Below are 6270 nucleotides of genomic sequence, written 5' to 3' on the forward strand. Positions count from 1 at the left end.
ACAACTGATGCCGGAATAGGATATGAAAAGATACAATAAATTAATAAGCCTGCTGTTCTTTTTCGCACTTACTGGCTGCATGCCATCCGGCCTGAGCAATCTGATTCTCGAAAAAGGCATGGTGGCACGAATGTCAGCCAATACTCTAGCGGAACTCGACGACGGATTGCATCTAGCCCTTTGCGGTGCGGGCGGGCCCATGCCAGCACCAAAAGCGTCTGGCCCGTGCGTATTGGTTATTGCTGGCGAGCGCATGTTTGTTGTTGATGCGGGCACCGATGGCGTTAGAAACATCGCGCGCATGGGCTACCCGATTAACCAGCTTGAAGCGGTTTTCCTCACTCACTTTCACTCCGATCACATCGACGGTTTAGGTGAAATGGGTACGCTGCGCTGGGCAAGCGGCGCAAACGCTTCGCCGCTGCGAGTTTATGGCCCAAATGGCGTAGACAAAGTTGTCGACGGTTTCAATCTCAGCTACAGCCAAGATGCCCTTTACCGCCATGCCCACCACGGCGACGTCGTCGCGCCAATGAGCGGTGCTGGGCTTGCGGCGCATGGCTTTAGCAAACCAGCGCAGGGTGAACTTACGGTGCTTCTTGCAGATGAGCATTTGACCATTGAAGCCTTGGCCGTTAACCACGCACCAATTGATCCGGCGGTTGCTTACCGCTTTAGCTATAAAGGACGCACACTGCTAATTAGCGGCGACACCGTAAAATCAGCCAACATTGAAAAATTTGCGAAGAATATCGACCTACTGGTGCACGAAGCGCTAGCGCCCAACTTAGTTACCATGATGAACGAAGTCGCCCATAAGACCGGCAATACCGTTATGGAGCATATAACACATGACATCTTGAATTATCACGCCAGCCCCGTCGAAGCCGCAGAAACCGCCCGAGATGCGAACGTTGGTCACTTAGTGTATTACCATATTGTGCCGCCACTAGTGATTCCTGGGCAAAAAGCGCTTTACCTGAATGGCGCAGACAAAATATTTAAAAATTACACCATTGGCGAAGATGGCGTGGCGTTTAGTTTACCCGCAGGTTCCAGCAAAATAATTCAAACGCGAAAAGACCTTTAACAATCGCAAAGCATGAACTTCGTTGACACGCAACTTAATACACTTGATATAGCGAGGAGTAATGGCTCCTCGCTGGGGTAGCTCCAATCCCACTCTCGGCCTTACGCACCCGGTTCCAAAAGCTGCTATACCTGATGACAGCGGTGTGATCCGATCTTTTCCCGATACCGTAAGCCGTCTTCATTGCCGCATTGATTCACAATAAGTGAACTCCAAGCGGTAAAACGACTCTAAGTTCGCGTTGTCACCGCCAGCTATTACTCATCGCTCAGCGACAGCTTTTTAGTATTTTGACGGGGAAGAACATGGAACTGAAGATCACAGGTGTACTCGGATTTCTTATTTTCATAGCCGATATTTGGGCGATTCTCAATATAGTGCAAAGTAAAGAAAGCTCAGTGACCAAGTTACTTTGGATTGTATTAATTCTGTTTCTACCCGTGTTAGGGCTCGCCATCTGGTGGTTTGCCGGGCCTCGCGACCCGCGATAATACCTCTGATAAATGTATTCACCAAGGCTAGGGAATAAACCTCCCGTGGAAACCATGCCCCAAAAACCGGCTGACTGGCCGCTTAAAATCATTGCCATTCTGGCCGTACTCTACACTCTACAGGTGGCCAGAGACGTCATGCTGCCGATTACTTTGGCGCTAATTTTCTCGCTACTCTTAAGCCCCCTAGTAAGCCGTTTACAGGCCTTACACTTACCGCGCAGTCTTGCAGCGCTATTGGTAATGGGTGTTTGTCTTGGCACAGCCGGCGCGGGCATTTACGCCCTTGCCAAACCCGCAAGCGAGTGGCTGCAACGTGTGCCAGAGGCGGTTGAAATTGTTCGTGAGCAGCTGAGCAGCGTCAATGCCGACAGTCCCGACGTTGATGCCGCCACCCGCAGTATCGACTCCCTAGCAAGGGAGCTCAGCACCACCCCCGGCAACCCCGGACTGACAAAAGTCGTTATTAGCGATGCAGGGTGGCGCTCGGAGCTGGGGGAGACGGCAAAAAATTTCGGGGTTTACGGCACACTGAGCATTATTCTTTTATTTTTCCTGCTAACGTCTGGGGAAGCCTTAATGCGGCGTTTCATCCACAGCCAACCGACGCAACGAGACAAAGCCGTGATCACTCAAATAGCGCAGCGTGCCCAGACGCAAATGTCCCGCTACCTAATGACAATAACCGCAGTCAATGTCTCGATTGGCTGCATTACAACGCTCGCTTTATATTTGTTTGATTTCCCAGACCCAGCCTTATGGGGCGCGGTCGCAGCGCTATTACGCTATATCCCCTACCTGGGTGTAAGTATTACCTTAACGTTATTGAGTATCGTTAGCGCGGTGAGCTATCCCTCTCCCGCCGCGATGATCGCAGTACCCTTAAGCTACGGCCTGTTTACCGCCGCAGTTGGGCAGTTTATTGACCCATTGGTGCACGGCTTTCGCTTTAGCCTCAATCCGATTGTGGTATTTTTATGGATCTTTTTCTGGGGCTGGCTCTGGGGTGCACCGGGTGTACTGCTCGCGGTGCCACTACTCACGCTATTTCAAGTAGTTTGCCAACACACCGAACGTCTATATCCCGTCGCTCATATTATAGGAAATACCAATGACTAAGCCCTTAGATGCCTATCGCAAGCAACTTTGGCCGCTACCTCTGCAATTACATACCAAGACCGGCGCAGTGCGTCGGCTCGGGGTAGAAATTGAATTTACCGGCATGGAAATAGACGCCATTGTCGACACCATCATTAATCAATACGGTGGCCGCGCCGAGGCTCTTTCTGACTACGAGATCAATGTGGTAGAAACCTCGCTCGGACAATTTGGTGTTGAATTGGACTTTTCCTATATCAAGCGCATCAGCCGCGAGCGCCATGAATCCGCCGACAGCAACGACCTTGAGGAGTTGGCTGAAGCCATTGTTGGCGCCATTGCCAAGCAATTAGTGCCCTTCGAAGTAGTGGCGCCACCGATTGCCATGGATGAACTTTGGCAGTTGGAAGACCTGTTTCTTACCCTACGCAATAGCGACGCCCAAGGCACCCACGCTTCGGCCAAAAACGCCTTTGGTTTGCAACTCAACCCAGAGATGCCCGATTGCGAAGCCGGCACCATACTCAATTATCTGCGTGCTTTTTTATGCCTACACGAGTGGCTGAAAATGCGTTGCGATGTCGACTTCAGTCGCCGCCTAACCTCCTATGTCGACCCTTTTGGCAAAGATTATATACGCAAGATACTCAAGCCCAGCTACGAGCCCACTATCGATGAGCTGATTGACGACTATTTGGAGTTTAACCCCACCCGCAATCGCGCTTTGGATATGCTGCCACTGTTCGCCCACATCGACGAGCCACGCCTGCGCGCCAAGATCGATGACGACCGCGTCAAGGCGAGGCCGACTCTGCACTACCGTTTGCCCAATAGCTTAATCGACGATCCACAATGGGGCTTAATCCACCCCTACCGGGACTGGCTGCAGGTGGATAATTTAGCCATGGACAAGTCGCGCCTAGAAACCGTATGTAAGGCTTACCGCAATTATTTAGATAACCCAACGGCTAACCTATTTACCAATTGGTCGCACAGTGTCAGCCAGTGGTTGATTCCGGAGTTGCTGTGAGTCGTCCGCTAATCGGCGTCACCGGGGACGATACACGCCTGCCCTTAGCTTGGTGGTTTATTCGCCTAGCCTTGCAGCGCTGTGGCGCTGAGGCCTATAGGCTCACGCCAAACCGCAGCGCCATACCCGATAATCTAGACGGTATTATCATTAGCGGTGGCGACGATATTGATCAGCGCCTGTACTTGCCCGATGAACCGGAAGTTGCCCCGATTAATCGTGAGCGCGACCGCTTTGAAATGATCGCTTTAGAACTCAGCCTCAGTCGCAACTTACCCATTCTTGGTATTTGTCGGGGTGCGCAATTAATGAATGTGGTGCTCGGTGGCACCCTGCACATAGATTTGGCAGAGATGCGTCGTGTAACATCAAACAAGCGTATGTTGCTGCCACGCAAAACCCTTCACTTAGAGTCGTATAGCAAGTTATTCGATATTCTCGGCGAAGAGCAGTGCAAAATTAACAGCCTGCACCACCAAGCAATTAAAGACCTCGGCGAAGGTTTACGGGTCGCTGGCCGAGATTCAGACTTCATTATTCAGGCAGTGGAAGACCCAGAACACCGATGTCGCATCGGCGTACAATGGCACCCAGAATATCTACCCTTTCAAGCTCAGCAATTACATTTATTTCGCCACTTAGTCGCGAGTGCCGGTCAATGATTTCCTCGTACCTGCTGCTGTTTGCCGTTGCCTTTGGCGCCGCCACGCTGCTGCCGTTTTACTCAGAAATTTTATTGGTGGCGCAATTGCGCGACGGCCTAAACCCCGGCTGGCTATGGCTGGCCGCCACCAGCGGAAATACCCTTGGCGCCGGCGTGAATTGGTGGATGGGCTCAAAACTTGTGCAATACGCTGATCGGCGTTGGTTCCCCGCCCGCAAAGCCGACATCCAACGCGCGCAAAACTGGTTTGGCCGTTACGGGAAGTGGACATTGCTCATGTCATGGATGCCCATCGGCGGCGACGCCCTAACCGTGGTCGGCGGTATGATGAAGGTGCCGGCGCCCGCCTTTTTCATTTTGGTTGGCATCGGCAAGGGCTTGCGCTATGCACTGGTAATTATTGGTTTAGCCGCCTTTTAAGCGCAAATTCAGCGTAGAATAAGGCCTCCTGAAATACCGTGAGTCCGATCATGGCCTTAAATGCCACACTGTTTAAAACCACTCTCGATATCAGTGACATTCGCCGTCACTATTATCAGACACATCAGTTCACTGTTGCCCGTCATCCCTCAGAAACAGACGAGCGCATGATGCTGCGGATTCTTGCCTTTGCCCTCTATGCAGAGGAACATTTGGAATTTACTAAAGGGCTGAGCACCGACGACGAACCCGATTTATGGCTCAAGTCACTCACTGGCGAAATTGACTTGTGGATAGAGCTTGGTTTACCAAGCGAAAAGCGCATGCGTAAAGCGCGGGGCGTTGCCAAGCAAGTTGTACTATTGATTTACGGCGGTCGTACCGCGCAAATGTGGTGGGATGAACACAGCAGTAAAATAAGTCGCTATGGTAATGTTCGCGTCATTGAAGTGAACCCTGAAGATTCGGCAATACTCACCGCCATGGCCCAGCGAACTATGAAACTGCAGTGTACGATCGACGAAGGTTCAGTCTGGTTTTCCGACGCAAGCAGCAATGTCGATGTGCAATTAATTACTCGCTGTTAAACTGCCACAAACAGTAAGAAAATGAACAACTACAATCTATACTCCAGCAAAAGAGATCGGGCCAGCCGCCACGGCTACCCGCTCGTTTAAGGGAAATGTGGAGAGCACCAATGTACCGACTTTTAATATTAATCACCGCGTGCGCCCTTAACGCCTGCAGCAACACGCCAAGACTTAGTAGTACCAACACTCACTTAGCACTCTGCCCGAGTGCCCCCCACTGCGTATCCAGCTTAGAAACCGGAACCAAGCACATCGCCGCCATAACCGTTAGCTCAGTCGAGGAGTGGCAGTTGTTACAAGAGACCCTATTGGCCATGCCGCGCACCGAAGTACTTGAGCGGCAAGCTCATTACCTCCACGCAGTGAGTCGGAGTGCCATTATGCGCTACACCGATGATATTGAATTACGCTATAGCCCAAGCCAAAACCGCGTAGACGTACGCAGTGCCTCACGCCTTGGCTACTACGATTTTGGCGTTAATCGTGAGCGCGTTGAAACCTTGCGCAAGCAATTCACTGCCGCAAAAAATAACTAAGACGCACTCTGCTGATAGCGGCGAGGCGACACACCGGTCTCCCGCTTAAAAGCACGGTTAAACGCGCTTTGCTCCGAATACCCCAGTAGTAAGGCAATTTCACTCAAGGTCAGCCGCTTATCCCGCAGGTATTCCTGTGCCAGCTGAGTGCGGGTTTGTGCCAAAATCACCTTAAAACTCAAACCCTGCTCATTGAGACGCCGAAACAAGGTGCGCTCCGACATATTAAGCATCGCCGCAACTTGGGCGGAACTAGCGCGACCACTTTGCATAGCGCGCAGCAACGCGCTGCGCAAGCCCTGAATAAAGCCCTCACTATGAGGTAGCACAGCCAAGGCGGCTTGGGCCTGC

The 6270-nt window shown here is 51.7% G+C and carries 9 protein-coding genes; 8 read left to right on the top strand and 1 reads right to left on the bottom strand.

Going from position 1 to position 6270, the window contains the following annotated elements; all coding sequences use genetic code 11:
• Positions 1 to 22 precede the first annotated feature (22 nt).
• From ABYT30_RS14040 to ABYT30_RS14075, 8 genes are all read left to right on the top strand, one after another.
• Positions 23 to 1090, top strand: coding sequence for an MBL fold metallo-hydrolase (locus ABYT30_RS14040; protein WP_373097102.1), 1068 nt, complete (start codon positions 23 to 25; stop codon positions 1088 to 1090).
• 305 nt (positions 1091 to 1395) lie between these two features.
• Positions 1396 to 1581: a PLD nuclease N-terminal domain-containing protein gene (locus ABYT30_RS14045; protein ID WP_373083704.1), complete on the top strand. Its 186-nt coding sequence runs from the start codon at positions 1396 to 1398 to the stop codon at positions 1579 to 1581.
• A 54-nt stretch (positions 1582 to 1635) separates the two neighbouring features.
• Positions 1636 to 2700: an AI-2E family transporter gene (locus ABYT30_RS14050; protein ID WP_373097103.1), complete on the top strand. Its 1065-nt coding sequence runs from the start codon at positions 1636 to 1638 to the stop codon at positions 2698 to 2700.
• A complete protein-coding gene (locus ABYT30_RS14055; RefSeq protein ID WP_373083708.1) occupies positions 2693 to 3709 on the top strand; it encodes an amidoligase family protein in 1017 nt (338 codons plus the stop codon). Before ABYT30_RS14050 ends, ABYT30_RS14055 begins: the two co-directional genes overlap by 8 nt.
• Positions 3706 to 4371: a gamma-glutamyl-gamma-aminobutyrate hydrolase family protein gene (locus ABYT30_RS14060; RefSeq protein WP_373097104.1), complete on the top strand. Its 666-nt coding sequence runs from the start codon at positions 3706 to 3708 to the stop codon at positions 4369 to 4371. The genes ABYT30_RS14055 and ABYT30_RS14060 overlap by 4 nt, the downstream gene beginning before the upstream one ends.
• Entirely contained in the window at positions 4368 to 4793 is a 426-nt protein-coding gene (locus tag ABYT30_RS14065; RefSeq protein WP_373097106.1) for a YqaA family protein, read from the top strand. Before ABYT30_RS14060 ends, ABYT30_RS14065 begins: the two co-directional genes overlap by 4 nt.
• A gap of 50 nt (positions 4794 to 4843) precedes the next feature.
• Complete coding sequence (locus ABYT30_RS14070) at positions 4844 to 5380, top strand: YaeQ family protein (protein WP_373097108.1); 537 nt, start codon at positions 4844 to 4846, stop codon at positions 5378 to 5380.
• Between the two features lie 110 nt (positions 5381 to 5490).
• Entirely contained in the window at positions 5491 to 5919 is a 429-nt protein-coding gene (locus ABYT30_RS14075; protein WP_373097109.1) for a DUF1499 domain-containing protein, read from the top strand.
• Here the strand turns inward: ABYT30_RS14075 and ABYT30_RS14080 are convergent.
• A partial coding sequence (locus ABYT30_RS14080) for a helix-turn-helix domain-containing protein (protein ID WP_373097111.1) occupies positions 5916 to 6270 on the bottom strand: 355 nt, incomplete at its 5' end. The two genes, ABYT30_RS14075 and ABYT30_RS14080, sit on opposite strands and share 4 nt — an antisense overlap.

Source organism: Zhongshania sp. (assembly GCF_041623545.1).
Lineage (GTDB): Bacteria > Pseudomonadota > Gammaproteobacteria > Pseudomonadales > Spongiibacteraceae > Spongiibacter.

Excerpts from the sequence above, each read along its gene's own strand:
- ABYT30_RS14065 (WP_373097106.1), top strand. The coding sequence starts at position 4,368 with ATGATTTCCTCGTACCTGCTGCTGTTTGCCGTTGCCTTTGGCGCCGCC.
- ABYT30_RS14045 (WP_373083704.1), top strand. The coding sequence starts at position 1,396 with ATGGAACTGAAGATCACAGGTGTACTCGGATTTCTTATTTTCATAGCC.
- ABYT30_RS14070 (WP_373097108.1), top strand. The coding sequence starts at position 4,844 with ATGGCCTTAAATGCCACACTGTTTAAAACCACTCTCGATATCAGTGAC.
- ABYT30_RS14075 (WP_373097109.1), top strand. The coding sequence starts at position 5,491 with ATGTACCGACTTTTAATATTAATCACCGCGTGCGCCCTTAACGCCTGC.
- ABYT30_RS14040 (WP_373097102.1), top strand. The coding sequence starts at position 23 with ATGAAAAGATACAATAAATTAATAAGCCTGCTGTTCTTTTTCGCACTT.
- ABYT30_RS14050 (WP_373097103.1), top strand. The coding sequence starts at position 1,636 with ATGCCCCAAAAACCGGCTGACTGGCCGCTTAAAATCATTGCCATTCTG.
- ABYT30_RS14055 (WP_373083708.1), top strand. The coding sequence starts at position 2,693 with ATGACTAAGCCCTTAGATGCCTATCGCAAGCAACTTTGGCCGCTACCT.